This is a genomic window from Microbacterium sp. MAH-37, from assembly GCF_009758255.1.
In the GTDB taxonomy this organism is placed as follows: domain Bacteria; phylum Actinomycetota; class Actinomycetes; order Actinomycetales; family Microbacteriaceae; genus Microbacterium.
Genome location: NZ_WSEN01000007.1, coordinates 121,198 through 140,186 on the forward strand (window position 1 = coordinate 121,198; position 18,989 = coordinate 140,186).

At 70.0% G+C, this 18,989-nt stretch carries 25 protein-coding genes and 1 tRNA gene; 16 read left to right on the forward strand and 10 right to left on the reverse strand.

The genetic code is table 11. The annotated features are described in order from the left end of the window. Positions 1-24 precede the first annotated feature (24 nt). From paaA to GON06_RS08710, 10 genes are read left to right on the forward strand one after another with little or no spacing between them, the layout of a single operon-like run. The gene (gene paaA, locus GON06_RS08665; protein ID WP_157311918.1) at positions 25-963 is read left to right on the forward strand and encodes a 1,2-phenylacetyl-CoA epoxidase subunit PaaA; all 939 of its coding nucleotides are present in this window, start codon (positions 25-27) and stop codon (positions 961-963) included. Further along, entirely contained in the window at positions 960-1,268 is a 309-nt protein-coding gene (gene paaB, locus GON06_RS08670; protein WP_157311919.1) for a 1,2-phenylacetyl-CoA epoxidase subunit PaaB, read from the forward strand. Before paaA ends, paaB begins: the two co-directional genes overlap by 4 nt. 10 nt (positions 1,269-1,278) lie before the next feature. Next, positions 1,279-2,196: a 1,2-phenylacetyl-CoA epoxidase subunit PaaC gene (paaC, locus tag GON06_RS08675; protein WP_157311920.1), complete on the forward strand. Its 918-nt coding sequence runs from the start codon at positions 1,279-1,281 to the stop codon at positions 2,194-2,196. A 2-nt stretch (positions 2,197-2,198) separates the two neighbouring features. Then, a complete protein-coding gene (gene paaD, locus GON06_RS08680) occupies positions 2,199-2,720 on the forward strand; it encodes a 1,2-phenylacetyl-CoA epoxidase subunit PaaD (RefSeq protein WP_157311921.1) in 522 nt (173 codons plus the stop codon). 1 nt (position 2,721) lies between these two features. Then, entirely contained in the window at positions 2,722-3,798 is a 1,077-nt protein-coding gene (gene paaE, locus GON06_RS08685; protein ID WP_332837306.1) for a 1,2-phenylacetyl-CoA epoxidase subunit PaaE, read from the forward strand. Positions 3,799-3,809: 11 nt separating this feature from the next. After that, positions 3,810-4,976, forward strand: coding sequence for a thiolase family protein (locus GON06_RS08690; protein ID WP_157311922.1), 1,167 nt, complete (start codon positions 3,810-3,812; stop codon positions 4,974-4,976). Further along, entirely contained in the window at positions 4,973-5,722 is a 750-nt protein-coding gene (locus tag GON06_RS08695; protein WP_157311923.1) for an enoyl-CoA hydratase/isomerase family protein, read from the forward strand. Before GON06_RS08690 ends, GON06_RS08695 begins: the two co-directional genes overlap by 4 nt. Then, positions 5,719-6,555, forward strand: coding sequence for a 3-hydroxyacyl-CoA dehydrogenase family protein (locus GON06_RS08700; protein WP_157311924.1), 837 nt, complete (start codon positions 5,719-5,721; stop codon positions 6,553-6,555). The genes GON06_RS08695 and GON06_RS08700 overlap by 4 nt, the downstream gene beginning before the upstream one ends. 13 nt (positions 6,556-6,568) lie before the next feature. Further along, positions 6,569-7,006 carry a hydroxyphenylacetyl-CoA thioesterase PaaI gene (gene paaI / locus GON06_RS08705; RefSeq protein ID WP_198346661.1) on the forward strand — a complete coding sequence of 146 codons (438 nt, stop codon included), beginning with the start codon at positions 6,569-6,571 and terminating at the stop codon, positions 7,004-7,006. After that, complete coding sequence (locus GON06_RS08710; RefSeq protein WP_157311925.1) at positions 7,003-7,782, forward strand: enoyl-CoA hydratase/isomerase family protein; 780 nt, start codon at positions 7,003-7,005, stop codon at positions 7,780-7,782. Before paaI ends, GON06_RS08710 begins: the two co-directional genes overlap by 4 nt. Here GON06_RS08710 and GON06_RS08715 read toward each other — a convergent pair. After that, positions 7,769-8,374: a TetR/AcrR family transcriptional regulator gene (locus tag GON06_RS08715; protein ID WP_157311926.1), complete on the reverse strand. Its 606-nt coding sequence runs from the start codon at positions 8,372-8,374 to the stop codon at positions 7,769-7,771. The genes GON06_RS08710 and GON06_RS08715 overlap by 14 nt on opposite strands. A 112-nt stretch (positions 8,375-8,486) precedes the next feature. Between GON06_RS08715 and GON06_RS08720 the strand changes: the two genes are divergently transcribed. Next, positions 8,487-8,681, forward strand: coding sequence for a hypothetical protein (locus tag GON06_RS08720; RefSeq protein ID WP_157311927.1), 195 nt, complete (start codon positions 8,487-8,489; stop codon positions 8,679-8,681). Positions 8,682-8,746: 65 nt separating this feature from the next. Here GON06_RS08720 and GON06_RS08725 read toward each other — a convergent pair whose 3' ends face one another. The 4 genes from GON06_RS08725 to GON06_RS08740 form a co-directional block, all read right to left on the reverse strand. After that, positions 8,747-9,316 (reverse strand): hypothetical protein, encoded by a 570-nt coding sequence (locus tag GON06_RS08725; protein WP_157311928.1) that lies wholly within the window; start codon positions 9,314-9,316, stop codon positions 8,747-8,749. Positions 9,317-9,363: 47 nt separating this feature from the next. After that, positions 9,364-10,170, reverse strand: coding sequence for an inositol monophosphatase family protein (locus GON06_RS08730; RefSeq protein WP_332837308.1), 807 nt, complete (start codon positions 10,168-10,170; stop codon positions 9,364-9,366). An 88-nt stretch (positions 10,171-10,258) separates the two neighbouring features. Continuing rightward, positions 10,259-10,331: transfer RNA gene (locus tag GON06_RS08735), tRNA-Lys, on the reverse strand. Between the two features lie 84 nt (positions 10,332-10,415). Further along, positions 10,416-10,991 carry a histidine phosphatase family protein gene (locus GON06_RS08740; protein ID WP_157311929.1) on the reverse strand — a complete coding sequence of 192 codons (576 nt, stop codon included), beginning with the start codon at positions 10,989-10,991 and terminating at the stop codon, positions 10,416-10,418. A 107-nt stretch (positions 10,992-11,098) separates the two neighbouring features. On the opposite strand from GON06_RS08740, the gene GON06_RS08745 reads away from it, so the two are divergent. After that, positions 11,099-11,593, forward strand: coding sequence for a hypothetical protein (locus GON06_RS08745; RefSeq protein ID WP_157311930.1), 495 nt, complete (start codon positions 11,099-11,101; stop codon positions 11,591-11,593). 5 nt (positions 11,594-11,598) lie between these two features. Here the strand turns inward: GON06_RS08745 and GON06_RS08750 are convergent, their stop codons facing one another. From GON06_RS08750 to GON06_RS08765, 4 genes are read right to left on the reverse strand one after another with little or no spacing between them, the layout of a single operon-like run. Beyond that, positions 11,599-12,081, reverse strand: coding sequence for a YbaK/EbsC family protein (locus GON06_RS08750; protein ID WP_332837309.1), 483 nt, complete (start codon positions 12,079-12,081; stop codon positions 11,599-11,601). A gap of 37 nt (positions 12,082-12,118) precedes the next feature. After that, the gene (locus tag GON06_RS08755; protein WP_157311932.1) at positions 12,119-13,342 is read right to left on the reverse strand and encodes an MFS transporter; all 1,224 of its coding nucleotides are present in this window, start codon (positions 13,340-13,342) and stop codon (positions 12,119-12,121) included. Then, the gene (locus GON06_RS08760) at positions 13,339-13,770 is read right to left on the reverse strand and encodes a MarR family winged helix-turn-helix transcriptional regulator (protein WP_157311933.1); all 432 of its coding nucleotides are present in this window, start codon (positions 13,768-13,770) and stop codon (positions 13,339-13,341) included. The genes GON06_RS08755 and GON06_RS08760 overlap by 4 nt, the downstream gene beginning before the upstream one ends. Positions 13,771-13,799: 29 nt before the next feature. Next, positions 13,800-14,597, reverse strand: coding sequence for an IclR family transcriptional regulator (locus GON06_RS08765; protein ID WP_157311934.1), 798 nt, complete (start codon positions 14,595-14,597; stop codon positions 13,800-13,802). 106 nt (positions 14,598-14,703) lie between these two features. Between GON06_RS08765 and GON06_RS08770 the strand changes: the two genes are divergently transcribed. Genes GON06_RS08770 through GON06_RS08780 form a run of 3 tightly spaced genes read left to right on the forward strand, consistent with a single transcriptional unit; the run spans position 14,704 to position 17,322 of the window. After that, entirely contained in the window at positions 14,704-15,474 is a 771-nt protein-coding gene (locus tag GON06_RS08770; RefSeq protein WP_332837310.1) for a CoA transferase subunit A, read from the forward strand. Between the two features lies 1 nt (position 15,475). Further along, complete coding sequence (locus tag GON06_RS08775) at positions 15,476-16,147, forward strand: CoA transferase subunit B (RefSeq protein WP_198346662.1); 672 nt, start codon at positions 15,476-15,478, stop codon at positions 16,145-16,147. Next, positions 16,144-17,322, forward strand: a complete 1,179-nt coding sequence (locus GON06_RS08780) for an acetyl-CoA C-acetyltransferase (protein ID WP_157311935.1) — start codon at positions 16,144-16,146, stop codon at positions 17,320-17,322. Before GON06_RS08775 ends, GON06_RS08780 begins: the two co-directional genes overlap by 4 nt. Before the next feature lie 3 nt (positions 17,323-17,325). Here the strand turns inward: GON06_RS08780 and GON06_RS08785 are convergent, their stop codons facing one another. Then, a complete protein-coding gene (locus tag GON06_RS08785) occupies positions 17,326-17,604 on the reverse strand; it encodes a hypothetical protein (protein WP_157311936.1) in 279 nt (92 codons plus the stop codon). Positions 17,605-17,752: 148 nt separating this feature from the next. On the opposite strand from GON06_RS08785, the gene GON06_RS08790 reads away from it, so the two are divergent. Continuing rightward, a complete protein-coding gene (locus GON06_RS08790) occupies positions 17,753-18,982 on the forward strand; it encodes an MFS transporter (RefSeq protein ID WP_157311937.1) in 1,230 nt (409 codons plus the stop codon). Positions 18,983-18,989: the final 7 nt, after the last annotated feature.

The window sequence follows — 18,989 nt, forward strand, 5'->3', positions numbered from 1 at the left end:
CGGATGCTCCGACGGAGGTGCAGCATGAAGGTCGAGGACGACCTGGAGCTCGAACGGCGCTTCGAGGAGATCGTCGCGCGGCGCGATCGCATCGAGCCGCGCGACTGGATGCCGGAGGCGTACCGCAAGACGGTGATCCGCCAGGTGGCTCAGCACGCGCACTCCGAGATCATCGGCATGCAGCCCGAGGGCAATTGGATCGGCCGGGCACCCTCGCTGCGACGCAAGGCGATCCTGCTCGCCAAGGTGCAGGACGAGGCAGGGCATGGGCTGTACCTGTACTCCGCGACCGAGACGCTGGGCGTCTCGCGGGACGAGCTCACCGAGAACCTCATCTCCGGCCGGCAGAAGTACTCGTCGATCTTCAACTACCCGACTCTGTCGTACACCGATGTCGGCACGATCGGCTGGCTGGTCGACGGCGCCGCCATCTGCAACCAGGTGCCGCTGTGCCGGACCTCCTTCGGTCCCTACGGGCGCGCGATGATCCGGATCTGCAAGGAGGAGTCGTTCCACCAGCGGCAGGGCTACGAGCTGCTCATGACGATGATGCGCGGCACCGACGCCCAGCGCGAGATGGTGCAGGAATCCGTGAACAGGTTCTGGTGGCCGTCCCTGATGATGTTCGGCCCGCCGGACGACTCCTCACCGAACACCGCCCAGTCGATGGCCTGGGGCATCAAGACGCACACCAACGACGAACTGCGGCAGAAGTTCGTCGACATGACGGTGCCGCAGGCCGAGGCGCTCGGCGTCACCCTCCCCGATCCCGATCTCGTGTGGAACGAGGAGCGGGGCCACTACGACTTCGGCACGCCGGACTGGGACGAGTTCTGGGCGGTCGTCGGCGGGAACGGCCCGTGCAACACGCAGCGCATCGCCTGGCGGCGAAAGGCGTGGGAGGAAGGTGCCTGGGTACGTGAGGCGGCCATGGCATACGCGGCGAAGGAGGACGCGGCATGAGCGAGGTCGAGGCCCAGGGCGTAAAGGCGGAGTGGCCGCTCTACGAGGTGTTCGTGCGCGGTAAGCGCGGGCTGAACCACGTCCACGTCGGTTCGCTGCATGCGGCCGACGACCAGATGGCGCTGCGGCACGCCCGCGACGTGTATACGCGCCGCAACGAGGGCGTGAGCATCTGGGTGGTGCGCTCCGACGAGATCTCCGCGTCGAGCCCGGACGAGAAGGATCCGATGTTCGCCCCCGCGGGCGACAAGGTGTACCGGCATCCGACGTTCTACGTGATCCCCGACGACGTGCCACACATGTGAGGTGACGACGATGACAGACGAGTTCCACGACAACGCCTACGCCGGACTTCTGGTGAACGACGCGCACTGGGCGTTCGGCACCGACTTCGAGGACCCGCTCGCCGGTGTCGACACGACCGTGCCGGACGGCGTGGATCCGCACGCGCTCGCCGAGTACTGCCTGATGCTGGGCGACGACGCCCTCGTGCTCTCGCAGCGGCTCTCGGAGTGGTGCAGCCGCGCGCCCGACCTCGAGGAGGACATCGCGCTGGCGAACATCGCCCTCGACCTGCTCGGCCAGGCCCGGCTGCTGCTGGCACGTGCGGCCGCCGCCGACCCGTCCGTGGTGCCCTCGCTGCCCGAGGGCTCGCCGGTCCCCGACGAGGACCGGCTCGCGTACTTCCGCGACGACCGGGAGTTCCTCAGCGTCCGTCTCGCCGAGGTGCCGAACGGCGACTTCGCCGAGACGATCGCCCGCATCCTGATCTTCTCGACCTGGCGCTACGCGCTCTTCGAGCGCCTGTCGGGCAGTCGCGACGCCGTGCTCGCCGCCGTCGCCGCCAAGGGTGCGAAGGAGCTCGCATACCACCGGGACTTCTCGGGCCGCTGGTTCGTCATCCTCGCGCAGGGGACGGAGGAGTCGCGCCGACGCCTCGTCGCCGCGCTCGACGGGCTCTGGCCGCTCCGCGCCGAGCTCTTCGAGACGCACCAGGTCGAGCGGACGGTGGCGGATGCCGGTGTCGGTGTCGACCCCGCACAGGTGCAGGAGGAGGTGGACGCCGTGCACGACCAGGTGCTCGCCGCGGCCGCGATCGAGCGCCCGGAGCGCGCCGCTCTCGCCGGGGTGCAGGGGCGCCGCGGTCGCGACGGCAGCCACACGGAGGCGCTCAGCCGCATGCTCGGCGAGATGCAGGTCGTCGCTCGCGCCCACCCGGAAGGGCGGTGGTGACGATGACCGCCGTCCTCGACCGAACCCAGCTGCTGGAACGCGCCTGGGCCGCGGCCACCCGCGTCGTCGACCCCGAGCTGCCGATGCTCACACTCGCCGATCTCGGCGTGCTGCGAGAAGTCAGCCTCGACGACGACGGCACGGTGATCGCCGCGATCACGCCGACGTACTCCGGATGCCCCGCCATGGCGACCATGCGCGACGACCTGCAGCGTGAACTGCATGAGGCCGGGTTCCCCGCCGCCCGCATCCGCGTCGCCCTCGAACCGGCCTGGACCACGGACTGGATCTCACCCGAGGGACGTGCGGCGCTCGCCGCGGCCGGCATCTCGCCGCCCGGACCGGCCCCGGTGCACACAGGACCGGTAGCGATCCGGCTCGGCCCGACGCACCGGGCCGTGCACTGCCCGCAGTGCGGCAGCACGGACGTCGCGCTCTCCAGCGAGTTCGGCTCCACGGCGTGCAAGGCCATGTACAGGTGCCGCTCCTGCCTGGAGCCCTTCGACCACGTGAAGGAGATCTGACGTGACGGCCGCAGCAACCGCCACCAGGGGAGCGTTCCATGCGCTCACCGTGACCGCGATCGACGTCCTCACTGACGACGCCGTCGCGGTGACCTTCGCCGTGCCGGAGGAACTCCGCGCGGAATACGACTTCGTCGCCGGGCAGTCGCTGACCCTGCGCAGGTTCATCGACGGGGCCGAAGAGCGCCGCACGTACTCGATCTGCTCGCCGGCCGGTAGCGCTCCGCGCATCGGCGTGCGCGTCATCCCGGACGGCCTGTTCTCGCCCTGGCTCGCGCACGAGCTGCGCCCGGGAGACGCCGTCGAGGTGCAGACCCCCAGCGGGAGCTTCCGTGCGGAGGCGGGGCAGGGCGGACGCCACCTGTGCATCGCCGCCGGATCCGGGATCACCCCGATGCTGTCGATCGCTGCGACGGTGCTCACCGATCCGGGATCCGACGTCACGCTCATCTACGGCAATCGCACCACGACTTCGGTGATGTTCGCCGAGGAGCTCGCCGACCTGAAGAACGCTCACGCAGGGCAGTTCGACCTGGTGCATGTGCTCTCGCGCGAACCCCGCGACGTCGAGCTGTTCTCCGGACGCCTCGACGCCGAGCGACTGCGCACCCTGCTCACCACGCTGGTGCCGGTCAGTGACATGGACCACGTATGGCTGTGCGGCCCGTTCGGCATGCTCACCGACGCGCGAACGGTGCTCGACGAGCTCGGGGTGCCGCACGACCGCGTGCACGTCGAGCTGTTCTACGTCGACGAGCCGCCGCCCGAGCTGCGGCACCCGGATGCCGTCGTCGAGGGCCTCACCAGCGATGTCACCGTCGTGCTGGACGGGCGCCGCACGACCACGGCGATGTCACGCGGCGCCAGCATCCTGGACTCCGCGCAGCAGACCCGCACCGACCTGCCGTTCGCCTGCAAGGGCGGTGTGTGCGGCACCTGCCGTGCCAAGCTGTGCGCAGGCGAGGTCGACATGGTGCGCAACTACGCCCTCGAACCGGGCGAGGTCGAAGCCGGCTTCATCCTCACCTGCCAGTCGTTCCCCGTGAGCGACGAGGTCACAGTCGACTACGACAGCTGAACAGGAGAACCATGTCCGAAGCCTTCATCGTCGACGCCGTCCGCACGCCCATCGGGCGCTACGGCGGCGGCCTGTCCGGGCATCGCCCCGACGACCTGGCCGCGCACGTGGTGCGCGCGGTCGTGGACCGCAGCGGCATCGATCCCGAGCTCGTGGATGAGGTCGTTCTCGGGGCCGCGAATCAGGCCGGGGAAGACAATCGCAACGTGGCGCGCATGGCGGTGCTGCTCGCCGGACTCCCGATCACCGTACCCGGGTACACGGTCAACCGTCTGTGCGCCTCGGGCCTGACCGCGATCCACACGGCTCGGCAGATGATCGCCGCAGGCGACGCCGACGTCGTGGTCGCCGGTGGAGTGGAGTCGATGACCAGAGCGCCCTGGGTCACCGAGAAGCCGGCGAAGGCCTGGGCGAAACCCGGTCGCACCTGGGACACCTCCCTGGGGTGGCGCTTCACGAACCCGCGCTTCGGCGCCGACACGACTCTCTCGATGCCGGAGACCGCCGAGCGGGTCGCAGCGCAATGGAATCTCACCCGAGATGAACTCGACGAGTTCGCGCTCGCGTCGCACCGTCGGGCGGTCGCGGCACAGCAGGCCGGCCGATTCGACGCGGAGATCGTCGCGGTGGGTGACGTCGTCGCGGACGAGGGGCCGCGGGCCGACACCACCGCGGAGAAACTGGCCGGCCTCCGCCCGATCCACGGCGAGGGCGGGCTGATCACGGCCGGCAACTCCAGCACGTTGAACGACGGAGCGGCCGCTGTCATCGTCGTGAGCGAGCGGTTCGTCGCGCAGCACGGGCTCGAACCACGGGCCCGGATCATCGCGGGAGCCAGCGCCGGAGTGGAGCCCTCCATCATGGGCATCGGTCCGGTGCCCGCCACCCGCAAGGTGCTCGAGCGATCGGGCTGGGACATCGAGGAGCTCGACGCCGTGGAGCTGAACGAGGCGTTCGCCTCGCAGTCCCTCGCCTGCATCAACGACCTCGGGCTCGATCCGGACACCGTCAACGGGTGGGGCGGCGCGATCGCGCTCGGGCATCCGCTCGGATGCTCCGGCGCGCGCATCGTGACGACCCTGCTCAACCGGCTGGAGCAGGGCGGAGGCAATCGGGGTCTCGCCACCATGTGCGTCGGCATCGGCCAGGGCACCGCACTGCTCTTGGAGCGCGCATGACCGCACCGGTGCTCGTCGAGCAGCACGACGACCGCGTCGTACTGCGGTTGAACCGTCCCGAGGTGCGCAACGCGATCGACCTCGCCACCGTCGACGCCCTGCACGACGCATGCCGGATGCTGGAGCGCGAGCCGCGCATCGCAATGATCATCGGTTCCGGTGGCACGTTCGCCGCCGGTGCGGACATCGGCGAACTGCGTGAGCGTGGCCGGACCGACGCCCTCGCCGGGATCAACTCCGGTCTGTTCGACCGCATCCAGCGCCTGCCGATGCCGACCATCGCCCTCATCGACGGATATGCGCTCGGCGGCGGCGCGGAGCTCGCCTACGCGTGCGACTTCCGCATCGGCACACCGGATGCGCGGATCGGGAACCCCGAACCCGGTCTCGGCATCCTCGCCGCGGCCGGTGCCTCCTGGCGGCTCAAGGAGCTGATCGGAGAACCACTGGCAAAGGAAGTGCTCCTGGCCGGGCGCATCCTCACCGCCGACGAGGCGCGCGAGGTGCACCTGCTCACCGATGTCGTCCCGGCGGATCAGCTGGAGGATGTCGGGAACCGCCTCGCCGACCGGGTCGCCGCGCAGGCGCCGCTCGCAGTGCGGCTCACCAAGGCCGCCTTCCACGCTCCGCGTGAGGCACATCCGCTCATCGACGACCTCGCACAGGCGGTGCTGTTCGAGACGCAGGACAAGCGCGACCGGATGACGGCGTTCCTGGAGCGCCGCGCGAAGAAGGAGAGCTCATGACGAGCCTCGGGGGAGTGCCCGCACGAGTCGGTGTCTACGGCGGCGGACGCATGGGCGCCGGCATCGCGCACGCGTTCGCGTTCGCGGGCTCGACGGTCACGATCGTCGAGAACGGCGCGGATGCCGCGGGCGCGGCGCGCGAGCGGATCGCGGCGAGCCTCGCGAAGGCGCAGGAGAAGGGCATCGAGGTCCGCGGCACGAGCAAGGTCGTCACCGACCCGTCGGCGCTGCTCGACTGCACGCTGGTCGTCGAGGCGGTGCCCGAGCTCGTCGATCTGAAGAGCGAGGTGCTCGCTCGCATCGCGGAGGTCGCGCCCGGCGCGATGATCGCCACGAACACCAGTTCGCTCTCGATCGACGTACTGGCGGACGCGCTCCCCGACCCGTCGCGCCTGATCGGCCTGCACTTCTTCAACCCCGTCCCGGCGAGCGACCTCGTGGAGATCGTGGTGGGCGCTCGGACCCCTGGCGCCCTCGCCGAGGAGGCGCGCGGCTGGGTCGCGGGGCTCGGCAAGGCCGCGATCACCGTGCGGGACACGCCAGGGTTCGCGAGCAGCAGGCTCGGCGTCGCACTGGCTCTCGAAGCGATGCGGATGCTGGAGGAGGGGGTCGCGGTCGCCGCAGACATCGACACCGCGATGACGCTCGGGTACCGGCATCCGGTCGGTCCTCTGAAGACGACGGACATCGTCGGACTGGACGTGCGACTCGCGATCGCCGAGCATCTTGAGCGTGAACTCGGCGCGCGCTTCGCGCCGCCGCAGCTGCTGCGCGACAAGGTGGCGGCGGGGGAGCTGGGACGCAAGACCGGCCGCGGCTTCTACGAGTGGTGATGAGGTGCTGCAGATGGTGAGCGAGATGGATCCGCAGCGGCTCGCCGAGGCGTGTGCCGAGCGGATGTGGTCGACGGATGCCGCGAGCATCGCGCTCGGCATGCGCATCGAGCAGGTCGGGCCCGGCACGGCGACCTTGACGATGACCGTGCGCGACGACATGGTCAACGGTCACGGAAGCTGCCACGGCGGAATCATCTCGTCGCTCGCGGACAGCGCGTTCGCGTTCGCGTGCAACAGCCGGGGAACGGTCACCGTCGCCGCCGGCTTCGAGGTGGACTTCATCGCGCCGGTCATGCTCGGAGACCGGCTCGTCGCGGAGGCGCACGAGACCGTGCTGCGCGGCAGATCGGGCATCTACGATGTGGTGGTGCGCAACCACGAGGCCGTGGTCGCCGTGTTCCGAGGGCGCAGTCGCTCTCTCGGCCGTCCCGTACTGGAGGATTCATGACAGACCAGGTTCTGCTCGACCGCGACGGCGCCGTCGCGATCATCACGCTCGACCGCCCTGAGGGACGCAACGCACTGAACGTCGCGCTGAAGACCGCGCTCGTCGCGGCGACCGCGGAGGTGGCAGCCGACGAGACGGTGCGTGCGGTCGTGCTCGCCGCCGACGGGCCTGCCTTCAGCGTGGGGCAGGACCTCGCCGAGCACGCGGCGCTGCTGGCCGACGGCGGCGGAGCTGCGGCCATCAGCACGGTGCGCGACCACTACTCGCCCGTGGTGCGGTCGCTGATGACGATGCCGAAGCCCGTGATCGCCGCCGTCGACGGCGCATGCGTCGGTGCCGGGCTGGGGCTGGCGCTGGCCAGCGACCTGCGCGTGTTCGGCCCGGGAGCGAAGCTCGGCACCGCGTTCACCGGCATCGGGCTGACCTTCGACACGGGCCTGTCATACACGCTGCCGCGCGCGGTCGGCGAGGCGCGCGCCCGTGAGCTGATCCTGCTGCCGCGCATGTTCGGGCCGCAGGAGGCGGTCGCCTGGGGGATCACCGGGGAGATCGCGGAGGACCCGCGCGCCAGGGCGCGCGAGATCGCCGGACTGCTCGCCCAGGGGCCGACGGCGGCGTACCGCGAAAGCAAGCGGCTGCTGCTGGATGCCGCGGCGCTGGAGGCGGCACTGGAGGCGGAGGCGGTCTCCCAGGCGCGCGCCGGCGACACGCAGGATCACAGGGACGCGGTCGAGGCATTCCTCGCCCGCCGCGCGCCGGTGTTCACCGGGAAGTAGACCGCCGCAGCCCTTCGATCGCCACGGAGAGCACATCGTCGGCGAGGCCCTGCGGATCGATCGCTCCGTCTGGCCGGTACCACTCCACGATCGAGTTGATCATGCCGAAGATCAGCCGTGTGATGGTGCCGGCGCCGATGTCGTCGCGCAGCAGGCCCTCGTGCTGCGCTCTGCGCACGAGTGAGGACACGCGCTGGTCGAAGGCGCGACGACGCTGCAGCGCGGCGAGCTCTACGGGACTGTTCCCGCGCAGACGAAGAAGCAGGGTGACTTGAGGCTGCTGCGCGGTGAGCACGCGCACCGCGCCGCGGATGGCCTCATCGAGCTGCTCGGATACGCCGTCGCACGCCATCGCCTCGTCCAGCGCGCCCTCCAGGCCGCCCAGCGCGCTGTCCAGCGCGAGCTCGAGCAGCTGCTCCTTCGAGTCGAAGTGGTGGTAGAGGGCGGACTTGGTCAGTCCGAGCCGTGTGGCGAGGTCCGAGACCGAGGTCGCGTCGTACCCCTGTTCGTTGAACAGGGCCACGGCGATCCGCAGCACCTGATCCCGGCTGTAGCCGGGACGTCCGCGGCGTGCGGTCTGCGAAGCGGTCATCCCGGGCTCCTCCCTGCGTGCGTACGCATCCGCGCGTCAGCATCCTGGATCAAACGTAGCGGGCCGTCGGCGCTAAGCTGGAGGGACACTGCCCGATTCCGAGAGGACCGTCATGGCCGCATTCATCGCCTTCATCATCATGTTCGTCGGCGGAATCTACCTGCTCGGCCTGTCGTTCGGTCTCGAGGCCTTCCAGGGCGTGGTCTTCGTCGCCGGCATCCTGATCGTCAGCCTCGCGCTCGGCCTTCTCATGCGCCAGCGCGGCTCGGCGACCCGACGCACGAACAACTGGTCGCAGGACAGCTGAACCACTGACGAAGAACGCGCGACGGCCCTGCAGCCGTCGCGCGTTCTTCGTGTGTCAGGTGCAGGTCACTTCCAGTCGACGAGGATGAGTCCCTGCTTCGTGTCGGCGTACTTCACCCAGCCGTCGCCGAACTCGTAGGTGACTCCGTAGCCGTCCTCATCGGTGGCGAATGCGTATTTCGGGTCCTCGGTGATGAATCCGTCCTCACCGTCGATGCGCTGCCAGCCCTCCGCGAGCATCTGGGACTGCACATCGTTCGCGGTCTTCGCGTCGATGGGGGCCCAGCCGTACTGCTGGCCGTGATCCGAGGCAGCGGAGTAGTCGGCCCAGCTGCACATGATCCCGCCGTCGAGGACGAGCTCGCCGAGGGTGAACTCGGTGGGCTCGGCCGTCCAGCCCTGCTCCTTCAAGGCCTTCACCGTGCCGGCCGAGATGATCGTGTCGCAGGTCGGTTCGGCGCCCTTGGTCGGCGCGGGATCGGGTTCCTCCGCGGCGGCGGTCGCCGGCGGCGCCTCGACGGGCTTCTCGGCCGTCGTGGTCTTCGTCGGGGCCGGATCGGGCGTGGGCGCGCAGGCGGTGATCGCGAGGGCGAGGGCGAGGAAGCCGGTGGCGGCGAGGGGGATGCGGGGGGTCATCGTCTCTTGTCGGGTCGGTCGGGACGCGGGGGCGTCACCGAGTCGGATCAGCTCGCAGCGTTGCGAGTGAGTTCGAGGACGGCGTCGTGCAGGACGTCGTTGGTGGCGAGGGCGGAGCGGTCGGTGATCGAGTCGGATCCGTCGAACGCGCTGAAGCGGCCACCGGCGGCGCGGACGATCGCCACGGCCGCGGCGATGTCGTACTCCTTGACGTCGAACTCGGCGACCATCTCGAGGCGCCCCTCGGCGAGCAGCATGTAGCTGTACACGTCGCCGTAGGCGCGATCGCGCCAGACGCGCTCGGCAAGGGTGAGCAGCGCGGGCAGCTGCCCGGCATCGGCCCACTGCGTGATGCTCTGGAAGCTCACGCTCGCCTCGTCGAGGGATGCCACCTGCGACACCTGGATCGGCCGGTAGCCGCCGTCGCCGTTGGTCCAGGCGCCGCGGTCGACGATGCCCCACCAGCGGCGTCCGAGGGCCGGCATGCTGACGACGCCCAGGCGGGGCTCTCCGTCGATCGCCAGCGAGATCATGGTGCCCCACAGCGGCACTCCGCGCAGGAAGTTCGCCGTGCCGTCGATCGGATCGATGATCCACTGCCGGTGCGTGCCACCGCCCGTGCCGAACTCCTCGCCGAGGATTCCGTCACCCGGTCGCTCGGCGGCGAGCAGGTCGCGGATGGCACGCTCCGTGGCGAGATCGGCATCCGTGACGTGGGACCGATCGGCCTTCAGCGACACCTCGAGGTCGGCCGCGTCGAATCGCGGCAGCGACTGCGCATCCGCCGCGTCGGCCAGACGCAGAGCGAGCTCGAGGTCGGCATCGACGGAGCTGTTCTCGGGGGAGGAGGTCACGGTCTCAGGATAGTGGGCCTACGTGTGAGAACGACGTGACAACGAGAAACCCCGTCTCATCAAGAACCTGATGAGACGGGGTTATCGGTGCACCCCCAGGGACTTGAACCCTGAACCCACTGATTAAGAGTCAGTTGCTCTGCCGATTGAGCTAGAGGTGCTCGCTGCCGTGTCCGGCAACGAGGAATTACGTTACCAGGCGGCGGGGTCGCGGACAAATCCGCGCCGTCCTCCCGGGCGCGTCGTCAGGCTGCCGCTCCGAGGTGAGCGGCGTCGTTGAACCGAGTGACGGCGATCTCGCCGTTCGAGCGGAGCTGCAGCTCGGTGACCGCCGCATTCCCGACCGGGAGCAGCATCCACGCCGCTGGCGGCGCCGATAGCGCTGCGGCGACGAAGCTGCCGACGACGAACGCATGGGTCACCACCATCAGCGCACCCTCGCCGCGGCCGTCCAGCATCCCGGCGATCCGAGTCCAGGCGTCGCGCAGCACGCGGCCGTCCTCGTCCTGCTCCTCGACGGGGGTCTCCTGCAGCCACTGCCACCGGTGCGCCGGATAGTCGCTCCAGCGCTCCGCGGAGGGCATCGGCGTGCGGTCGTCGAGGACAGGGGCGACCTCGAGCGGCAGGCCCAGACGTTCGGATACGGTGGACGCGGTCTGCCGGGCCCGGCGCCTCGGGCTGCTGAGCACGCGGAGCACGGGTTCGGCGGAGAGCCGTTCGGCGAGCAGGGCCGCCTGATGCTCGCCGGTCGTACTGAGCGCGGGGTCGGCGCCGTCATGGCCGTCGGCCTGAGCGTGACGCACGAGGAGGAGTCGATCCATCCGAGCAGTCTTCCAGAGGGTGCCGAGCTCCTTCGTCCGCCGTTCACCCTCGGGCTCTTCCGTCCCGTGCATCCTGGTGGGATCATGGCCTTCACGAGGAGGCTCTCATGATCGAACTCGATGAGATCGACACCGACGAGGATGGCGCGCTCACAGCGATCGCCGAGCTTCCCGGTGGGCGACGCGTCACGGTGCAGTACGACTTCGACGACGACTTCGACCTCGACGAGGGGGAAGACGACGATCTCGACGACGAGGACGATGACGACGGCGGCGGAGGGATAGACCCGGAGAATCTTCCGGACCTCGATGAGATGCAGTCCACCGCCGAACACGCACTCGCGCGGCTCACCGAGGAGACGCTCGACGGCATCGAGCGCGACGTCGTCAGGGCCCTCGCCGAGGCCGCCGCGGAGGACGACGAGTCCGACCTCGACGACCTGCTCACCGACCTTGCGGACGACATCGCATTGGACGGCGTCGTCGTCTTCGGCGACGGCGGCATCACGCTGCTCTACGTCGCCAGCGACAACTTCCCCGACCTGACCGTGTACTGCCTGCTCGACGACGACCTGGAGATCGACGACCTGATGGTCGAGTAGGCCGCTCAGGTCACCCGCACCAGTTCTCCGCCGGTCAGCGTGCGCAGCTGCTCGAACGTGAGCGGCATCACCGAGTGCGGGGTGCCCGCCGCCGCCCAGATCTGCGCGTATTGCTGCAGATCCTCGTCGATGAAGGTGCGCAGCGGCGCGGGATGCCCCACCGGGGCCACGCCTCCGATCGCCTGGCCGGTGACCTCGCGCACGAGCGCGGCGGGGGCCATGGCGACCTCGGCGGCGCCGAGCGCGGCGCTCAGGACGCCGAAGTCGACCCGGTGCGCACCGCTGGTCATCACCAGCACGGGAGCGCCGTCTGCGGTGAGCACGAGGCTGTTCGCGATGGCGCCGACCGCGCAGCCCACCGCCCGCGCGGCCTCGGCCGCGGTGCGCGCCGAGTCGGGAAGGACGACGACTCGGGTGTCGACGCCTGCTGCGGCGAGATGCTCGGCCACGATACGGCTGCGCGGGGGAAGGGTCTGCTCGGTGGTCACGACGTCATCGTCTCCTCGGATCGGGGGGAGCGGCGGATCAGGCCGCATCCCCCACGAGGATAGCCTCAGCGTCCTCGCCCGGGCCTTCGCTCTCATCGTCGATGTGCGAGAGCACCTTGCGACCGAGCAGCACCGTGAGGGCCGCGATCAGCACCGAGGCCGCGGCGAACAGGTACGGCACGGTGGCGTTGTAGTGGTGCCACAGCAGCGCGGCGATCGGCGGGGCGGCGGCGCCGCCGAGGAACCGCACGGCCGAGTACGACGAGGACGCCACCGAGCGCGGCAGATCCGTCGCCTCCATGACGGCCTCGGTGAGCACGGTGTTCATGATGCCGAGCAGCAGACCGCCGACGATGATGCAGGCGACGAGCCACATCGCGTCGGCCACGACCAGGCCGGCGACGACCAGGTCGATCGCCAGCAGCGGCAGCACGGTGAGGATGATCGTGGTGCGGCGCATCCGGCGCATCAGCACCGGCGCGACCCAGACGCTGGTGATCGCGAGGGCGACGCCCCAGCCGAAGAACGTGAAGCCGATGCCCATCGCGCCGAAGCCGAGCGGGAACGGCGAGAACGCCAGCAGCACGAAGAAGCCGATGTTGTAGAACAGCGCGGTCACGGCGAGGATCGCGAGGGCCGGCCGGCCGAGGGCGGTGAACGGTGCCGAGAACGGCACCGGCTCGCGCTTCTCGCCCTTGCCGCGCACCAGGGTGAGCACGGCGATGAAGCCGATGGCCATCAGCACGACGACGCCGAAGAACGGACCGCGCCAGCTGACCTCGCCGAGCAGGCCACCCAGCAGCGGGCCGACCGCGATGCCCAGGCCCAGTGCGGCCTCGTAGAGGACGATGGCCGCGGCGCTGCCGCCGGATGCCGCGCCCACGATGGTCGCGAGGGCGGTGGAGATGAACAGGGCGTTGCCGAGGCCCCAGCCGGCGCGGAATCCGATCACGGCCTCGACGCTGCCGCTGGTCGCGCAGAGGAGCGCGAAGACGACGATGAGGCCGAGTCCGGTGAGCAGCGTGGCCTTGGCGCCGATGCGGCTGGACACCCAGCTGGTGATGAGCATCGCAAGACCGGTGACGAGCAGGTAACTGGTGAAGAGCAGTTCGGTCTCGACCGGCGTCGCCTTCAGCGACTCGGCGATGGCCGGCAGGATCGGGTCGACCAGGCCGATGCCCATGAACGCCACGACGCAGGCGAACGCCACCGCCCACACCTGCGCGGGCTGTTTCCAGACCGATCCCGTCGTCGTGCTCATACTGCGTCTCCTGTCTCTCGGCTGTGGTCGTGCAGGATCTGCGCCGCACGGGCGAGGGCCGCCCAGTCCGCGTCGTCCAGCCCGGCGAAGCGCGGGGCGAGCGTGGCGCGGAAATCGGTCCGCCAGGCGTGCATCACCCGTCGTCCCTCGCCGGTGATCGTCACGAGCGTGGCGCGCGAGTCCTCCGGGTCGGGTGTCCGTGCGACGAGTCCCGCGCGCTCCAGGTCGCCGATCAGCCGGGTCATCCCGGGCTGCGTGGTGCGCGCGGCGGCCGCGAGTGCACCGACGCGCTGCGCCGGGGACTCCTCGAGCAGGCTGAGCACGCGCCATTGGGCGGCCGGTGCGTCGTTTCGCGCTTCCTGGGCGGCGATCCGCCCGAGCGCGTACGACGACAGCACCAGCGTGGGGATGATCTCGTCGCGATCCATACCAAAGAGTATATACCGCCTGGTATGTATCAGGGGCGCCGCGAGCCCGCGATCCGTGAGGAGAGCTGGTGCGCGTGTGCGAGCAGGGTGCGGCCGAGCTGGGGGAGCCGGTCCGGTCCGAACCGGAACTCGACGCCGGTGAGGCTGAGCGCCCACTCCGGGCGGCCGTCGCGGTCGAAGACCGCGGCGCCCATGCCCCAGGAGCCCTCCACGATCAGGCCGGGGTTCACGGAGTAGCCCCGCGCCTTCGTCTCGGCCAGCCGGGTGCGCAACGGACGCTGCGCATGCGTGCGCCCCCATCGTTCCGGCAGCTCCGGATGCCGGTCGAGATAGGCATCCACATCGTGGTCAGGGAGGAACGAGAGGATGGCGAGGCCGGCGCTGGCGACGCCGAGCGGGAACCGCACGCCCTCGCTGAGCACGAAAGAGCGGATCGGAAACGACCCCTCCTCGCGCAGCAGACAGACGGTCTCGTCCGCGCGTCGCACGGAGAGGAAGGCACTCTCTTCGGTCTTGACCGCCAGAGACCGCACGATGTCGCGTGCGAGTTCGGTCACGTCGTAGCGCGCTGCGGCGACGGTGCCCATCAGATACAGCTCGGGTCCCGGCATCCACAGGGCGGTGGCACGATCCTGGTCGACCAGGCCCTCCACCTGCAGCGCGGTCAGCAGTCGGTGCGCGGTCGACCGGCTGAGCTCTGCGTCACGGGCGAGCGTCTGCAGCGAGGCGCCGTCCGCCGCGGCGGTGACCAGCCGCAGCAGGCGCGACGCGCGCGCGACCGCCTGTGCGCCCGGCACCGTGCGTCTGGCCGTCGAAGACGATTCCATAATGTGGACGCTAGTCGGCACCGCGACCACATCGCAAGCATCCGTTTGCCGGAGCCTCGGGCGGAGGCGGATGCTGGAGGAGTACCCCATCACGAAGGAGTGACGCGTGATCGACAAGCAATGGGCATCTGCCACGGAGGCGGTCGCAGACATCCCCGACGGAGCGTCGCTGGCTGTCGGCGGATTCGGCCTGTCCGGCAACCCGATGAAGCTCATCGAGGCTCTGCACGCGCAGGGCACGAGCGACCTCAGCATCGTCAGCAACAACTGCGGCGTGGACGACTGGGGGCTCGGCATCCTGCTCGGCGCGCAGCGCATCCGCAAGATGACCTCGTCGTATGTCGGCGAGAACAAGGAGTTCGAACGGCAGTTCCTCTCCGGCGAACTGGAACTCGAGCTCACCCCGCAGGGCACGCTCGCAGAGAAGCTGCGCGCCGGCGGCGCCGGCATCGCCGCGTTCTTCACGCAGACCGGCGTCGGCACGCAGGTGGCCGAGGGAGGCCTGCCGCGCCGCTACGACGGCACCGGCGGCGTCGCGGTCGAGTCCCCAGTGAAGGAGGTGCGCAGCTTCTCGCTCGGTGGCACTCCGCATGACTACGTGCTCGAGGAGTCGATCGCCACCGACTTCGCCCTCGTCCATGCCTGGCGCGGTGACCGGCACGGGAACCTGATCTTCAACAAGGCCGCGCGCAACTTCAACCCGCTCGCGGCGCAGGCGGGGCGCATCTGCATCGCGCAGGTCGAAGAACTGGTCGAACCCGGCGAGCTCGACCCCGACTGCATCCACCTGCCCGGCATCTACGTGCATCGCGTCGTGGAGGTCGGCACCGGCATCGAGAAGCGCATCGAACGGCGCACGATCACGGAGGCGAACTGACATGGCGCTCACCCGCAACGAGATGGCTGCCCGCGCAGCGCTGGAGCTGCAGGACGGCGCCTACGTCAACCTCGGCATCGGCTTGCCCACGCTCGTGCCCAACTACGTGCCCGCGGGTGTCACCGTGGTGCTGCAGTCCGAGAACGGCATCCTCGGCGTCGGCCCGTACCCCACCGAGGAGAACGTCGACCCCGACCTCATCAACGCCGGTAAGGAGACCGTCACGACGCTGCCGGGGGCGGCGTACTTCGACTCCGCGACGAGCTTCGGCATGATCCGCGGCGGCAAGATCGACGCCGCGATCCTCGGCGCCATGCAGGTCTCGGCCCGCGGCGACCTCGCCAACTGGATGATCCCGGGCAAGATGGTCAAGGGACCGGGCGGCGCGATGGACCTCGTGCACGGCGCCGGCCGGCTGATCGTGCTGATGGAGCACGTCGCCAAGGACGGCAGCGCGAAGATCGTCAACGACTGCTCACTGCCGCTCACCGGGCGCGGCGTGGTGCACCGGATCATCACCGACCTCGCCGTGATCGACGTCACGGATGAGGGGCTGGTGCTGGTCGAGACCGCGCCCGGCGTCTCGGTGCAGGACGTGATCGACGCGACCGAACCCGAACTGATCGTCTCGACTGCGCTGGTCGAGAAGCGCGAACTGGAGGAGAACTCATGAGCGACATCGTCATCGTCGCGGCCGCCCGCACCCCGCAGGGGCGGCTCAAGGGTCAGCTGGCGGGCTTCACCGCGCCGCAGCTGGGCTCGCTCGCCATCAAGGGCGCACTGGCGCAGGGCGGGATCGACCCGTCGGAGGTCGACGCCGTGATCGTCGGCCAGGTGCTGCCGGCAGGCTCGGGGCAGAATCCCGCCCGCCAGGCCGCCATCGGCGCCGGGATCGGCTGGGACGTGCCGGCGAGCTCGGTGAACAAGGTCTGCCTGTCCGGCCTCACGGCGATCATCGACGCCGCGCGCATGATCCGTCTCGGCGACGCGACCACGGTCGTGACGGCCGGCATGGAGTCGATGACGCGCGCGCCGCATCTGCTGATGGGCTCGCGTGACGGCTGGACCTACGGCAGTGTCGAGGTGCTCGACCACATGGCGTACGACGGCCTCACCGACGTCTACGACAAGGAGAGCATGGGGGCATCCACCGAGCGCCAGAACCCTCGGTACGAGCAGACTCGCCAGACGCAGGACCGGGTCGCCGAGCTCTCGCACCAGCGCGCCGCCGCGGCGGCTGAGGCCGGCCTCTTCGACGCCGAGATCGTCGCCGTCGAGGTGCCGCAGCGCAAGGGAGACCCCGTCGTGCTGACCCGCGACGAGGGCGTGCGCCCCGAGACCACAATGGAGACGCTCGCGACGCTGCGTCCCGCCTTCGTGGAGGGCGGCACGATCACTGCAGGAAACTCCTCGCAGATCTCCGACGGCGCATCGTCGGTGATCCTCACCACCCGCGAGAACGCCGAGGCGAAGGGCTGGGAGGTGCTCGCCGTGGTCGGCGCGAGTGGACAGACCGCGGGTCCGGACAACTCGCTGCAGGCGCAGCCGGCACGCGCGATCGAGCGCGCCTGCGAGAAGCAGGGCATCACACCCGCGGATCTCGATATCGTCGAGATCAACGAGGCCTTCGGCGCAGTGGTCGCACGCTCGCAACAGGAACTGGGCCTCAGCGAGGACATCGTGAACATCCACGGCGGAGGCATCGCGATCGGGCACCCGATCGGCGCCAGCGGCAACAGGCTCGTCGTGCACATGGCGCACGAACTGGTCCGTCGCGGCTCCGGCACGGTCGCCGTCGGCCTGTGCGGCGGCGGCGGTCAGGGCGAGGCGCTGATCCTCATGCGCTGACTCTCAGCGCTTCGTCGCCTTCGCGGTCTTCTCGATCTGCTTCGCCTGTTTCCTCGCCCTCTTCGCCTGGACAGGGGCGATGGGGGAGTCGACCGCGACGGCGACGCCGCGCTCATCGCGGCGCATGTCGACGACGGCGCCGATCGCGAAGGCGAGAGTGATGGCCCAGCTCGCCCAGGCGAGCAGCGCCCGCCACGTGATCGGCGCATCGCGGGTGCCGCGCAGCAGCGAGATCCCTGCGGAGATCGCGGCGAACAGGCCGGTGCTGAACAGGTAGCGCATGCATCCACGCTAGCGGGTCCGGATCGGACGCGCCCGGTAGAATGGTCGACGGATGCCACGCATCCGCCAGCTGTGTATCTTCCGGCCGTCGGCACCCCGACGGATAACGGCGGCACCCGACCCCGCGCCGATCCGGCGCGCGAGAGCCATGACACAGACCACTTCGTCACCGAGCCTGATCCGTCTGGCCGGCATCCCGTACTTCCTCATCGCGTTCGTCGCGCGGCTGCCGTTCGCCATGATGGTCGTCGGCGTGCTCACGCTCGCTGTCTCCGCCCGCGGCTCCATCTCGCTGGGCGGACTCACGTCCGCCGCCGTCGGTCTCGGCACCGCCTGCATCGGCCCGCTGCTGGGCGCCGCCGCCGACCGCTTCGGGCAGCGTCCGGTGCTGCTGATCATCGCCCTCGCGAACGCCGCGGCTCTCGTGCTGTTCACCCTCGCGGTATACAGCGACGTACCCGACGCCGTCATGCTGCTCGCCGCCTTCGCGATCGGCGCCACCGCGCCGCAGGTGGCGCCGATGTCGCGCTCGCGACTGGTCACCATGATCACCGAGAACATGCCGCGCTCGAGGCAGCCGAAGGTGATCGGCTCGACGATGGCCTACGAGTCCGCCGCGGACGAGACCGTGTTCGTGTTCGGACCGTTCCTCGTCGGCGTGCTCGCCTCGCTGATCGCACCGTGGGCACCGCTGGTGATCGGCGCGGCGCTCACAGTCCTGTTCGTCGGCGCGTTCGCGCTGCATCCGAGTGGTGCGCACATCTCCGCGGCGCGGAAGGCCGATGGCGCGGCCGTGGCGCCCGTGCGCGAGCTGTTCCGGGCGCGACTGCTGGTGGTCGTCGTGGGCATGTTCGGTGTCGGACTGTTCTTCGGCACCATGCTCACGGCGCTGACGAGCTTCATGGAGGACCGCGGCCACCCCGAGCAGGCCGGGCTCCTGTACGGCGTGATGGGCGTCGGCTCGGCCGTGCTCGCCCTCGGTGTCGCCTTACTGCCGCCGAGCTTCAGCCTGCGGAACCGGTGGCTGGTGTTCTCCGGGATCCTGTTCGCGGGCACCCTCCTGCTGTTCGTCGTCCACGATGTGCCGAGCATGAGCCTGGCGCTGGGACTGATGGGCATCGGCATCGGCCCGACCCTGGTGACGCAGTACAGCTTCGGCGCCGCGCACACGCCGGCCGGCCGCTCGGCGACGGTCATGACCATGCTCGGCTCCTCGATCATCGTCGGACAGTCCCTCGGAGCGGCGGTCACCGGCCGGCTCGCCGAGACCGCCGGTACGACCGCCGCACTGTACCTGCCGATCCTCGCCGCGGCCATCGTGGTCGTCGCAGGCGTCGCCAACCACGTGCTGAACTCACCGCGCCGCCTCGCTCGATAGCCTGTAG

Bases quoted from the DNA above. Each gene is read 5' to 3' on its own strand.
- paaA (WP_157311918.1), top strand. From the start codon at position 25: ATGAAGGTCGAGGACGACCTGGAGCTCGAACGGCGCTTCGAGGAGATC.
- paaB (WP_157311919.1), top strand. From the start codon at position 960: ATGAGCGAGGTCGAGGCCCAGGGCGTAAAGGCGGAGTGGCCGCTCTAC.
- paaC (WP_157311920.1), top strand. From the start codon at position 1,279: ATGACAGACGAGTTCCACGACAACGCCTACGCCGGACTTCTGGTGAAC.
- paaD (WP_157311921.1), top strand. From the start codon at position 2,199: ATGACCGCCGTCCTCGACCGAACCCAGCTGCTGGAACGCGCCTGGGCC.
- GON06_RS08690 (WP_157311922.1), top strand. From the start codon at position 3,810: ATGTCCGAAGCCTTCATCGTCGACGCCGTCCGCACGCCCATCGGGCGC.
- GON06_RS08695 (WP_157311923.1), top strand. From the start codon at position 4,973: ATGACCGCACCGGTGCTCGTCGAGCAGCACGACGACCGCGTCGTACTG.
- GON06_RS08700 (WP_157311924.1), top strand. From the start codon at position 5,719: ATGACGAGCCTCGGGGGAGTGCCCGCACGAGTCGGTGTCTACGGCGGC.
- paaI (WP_198346661.1), top strand. From the start codon at position 6,569: ATGGTGAGCGAGATGGATCCGCAGCGGCTCGCCGAGGCGTGTGCCGAG.
- GON06_RS08710 (WP_157311925.1), top strand. From the start codon at position 7,003: ATGACAGACCAGGTTCTGCTCGACCGCGACGGCGCCGTCGCGATCATC.
- GON06_RS08715 (WP_157311926.1), bottom strand. From the start codon at position 8,374: ATGACCGCTTCGCAGACCGCACGCCGCGGACGTCCCGGCTACAGCCGG.
- GON06_RS08720 (WP_157311927.1), top strand. From the start codon at position 8,487: ATGGCCGCATTCATCGCCTTCATCATCATGTTCGTCGGCGGAATCTAC.
- GON06_RS08725 (WP_157311928.1), bottom strand. From the start codon at position 9,316: ATGACCCCCCGCATCCCCCTCGCCGCCACCGGCTTCCTCGCCCTCGCC.
- GON06_RS08740 (WP_157311929.1), bottom strand. From the start codon at position 10,991: ATGGATCGACTCCTCCTCGTGCGTCACGCTCAGGCCGACGGCCATGAC.
- GON06_RS08745 (WP_157311930.1), top strand. From the start codon at position 11,099: ATGATCGAACTCGATGAGATCGACACCGACGAGGATGGCGCGCTCACA.
- GON06_RS08755 (WP_157311932.1), bottom strand. From the start codon at position 13,342: ATGAGCACGACGACGGGATCGGTCTGGAAACAGCCCGCGCAGGTGTGG.
- GON06_RS08760 (WP_157311933.1), bottom strand. From the start codon at position 13,770: ATGGATCGCGACGAGATCATCCCCACGCTGGTGCTGTCGTCGTACGCG.
- GON06_RS08765 (WP_157311934.1), bottom strand. From the start codon at position 14,597: ATGGAATCGTCTTCGACGGCCAGACGCACGGTGCCGGGCGCACAGGCG.
- GON06_RS08775 (WP_198346662.1), top strand. From the start codon at position 15,476: ATGGCGCTCACCCGCAACGAGATGGCTGCCCGCGCAGCGCTGGAGCTG.
- GON06_RS08780 (WP_157311935.1), top strand. From the start codon at position 16,144: ATGAGCGACATCGTCATCGTCGCGGCCGCCCGCACCCCGCAGGGGCGG.
- GON06_RS08785 (WP_157311936.1), bottom strand. From the start codon at position 17,604: ATGCGCTACCTGTTCAGCACCGGCCTGTTCGCCGCGATCTCCGCAGGG.
- GON06_RS08790 (WP_157311937.1), top strand. From the start codon at position 17,753: ATGACACAGACCACTTCGTCACCGAGCCTGATCCGTCTGGCCGGCATC.